Here is a 1,449-nt window from a genome sequence, read left to right as displayed (position 1 = left end):
GAGGCCTGGTGCAGTTCGTCGATGATGGCAACGAAGTGGCACCGAGCTTCGATGTGACGGCCAACGACGGCAGCGCTGACTCGAACACGCTGAGTGCGACCATCAGCTACACACCGGTGAACGATGCGCCTGTGCTCGACAGCGCGAGCCTGACGGTGAGTGAAGGCCAGACGGTGACCTTGTCCGGCGCGAACTTCGGCGTCTCCGACCCGGACAGCAGCAGTTTCACCTACACGGTCAGTAGCGTCTTGGGCGGTTACTTCCAGCTCTCAGGTGCGCCTGGCACCCCGATCACGAGCTTCATGAGCGCGGACCTCACCGGTGGCCTGGTGCAGTTCGTCGATGATGGCAACGAAGTGGCCCCGGGCTTCGATGTGACCGTCAACGATGGCACGGCGGATTCGAACACGCTGAGCGCGACGATCAGCTATACGCCGGTGAACGATGCCCCGGTGCTCGACAGCGCTTCGCTCACGGTCTCCGAAGGTCAGACGGTCACGCTCGGTGCTGGCAACTTTGGTGTGGCTGACCCAGACAGCGCGAGCTTCACCTACACGGTGAGCGGCGTCTCGGGCGGTTACTTCCAATTGAGTAGCGCCTCCGGTACCCCGGTCACGAGTTTCACGAGCGCCGACCTGACTGGTGGCCTGGTGCAGTTCGTCGATGACGGTAACGAGGCGGCGCCCGCGTTTGATGTGACGGTCAACGACGGCACGGCCGACTCGAACACCTTGTCGGCGACCATCAGCTACACGCCGGTGAACGATGCCCCTGTGCTCGACAGCGCGAGTCTGGCGGTCTCCGAAGGCCAGACGGTGACCTTGTCTGGCGCGAACTTCGGCGTCTCCGACCCGGACAGCAGCAGTTTCACCTACACGGTGAGCAGCATCTCGGGCGGTTACTTCCAGCTCTCGAGCGCGCCCGGCACGCCGATCACGAGCTTCACGAACGCGGATCTGACTGGCGGCCTAGTGCAGTTCGTCGATGACGGCAACGAGGTCGCCCCGGGCTTCGATGTGACGGTCAACGACGGCACGGCCGACTCGAACACGCTGAGCGCGACCATCAGCTACACACCGGTGAACGATGCCCCGGTGCTCGACAGCGCGAGCCTGACGGTGAGTGAAGGCCAGACGGTGACCTTGTCCGGCGCGAACTTCGGCGTCTCCGACCCGGACAGCTCGAGCTTCACCTACACGGTGAGTAGTGTCTCGGGGGGTTACTTCCAGTTCTCCGGCGCGCCCGGCACGCCGATCATGAGTTTCACGAGCGCCGATCTGACTGGTGGCCTGGTGCAGTTCGTCGATGACGGCAACGAAGTGGCGCCTGCATTTGACGTGACGGTGAATGACGGCAGCGCGGACTCGAACACCTTGTCGGCGACGATCAGCTACACGCCGGTCAATGACGTGCCGGTGGTGACCAGTGCTTCGCTCACCGTATCCGAAG

At 63.5% G+C, this 1,449-nt stretch carries 1 protein-coding gene; it reads left to right on the top strand.

The annotated features are described in order from the left end of the window. Positions 1 to 1,449: cadherin-like domain-containing protein (locus tag GQB03_RS22575; RefSeq protein WP_200832414.1), on the top strand; the 1,449-nt coding region annotated here is incomplete at both ends.

Source organism: Cognatazoarcus halotolerans, assembly GCF_009800965.1.
Taxonomy (GTDB): Bacteria; Pseudomonadota; Gammaproteobacteria; order Burkholderiales; family Rhodocyclaceae; genus Cognatazoarcus; species Cognatazoarcus halotolerans.
This window is presented reverse-complemented; position numbering and strand designations above follow the sequence as displayed.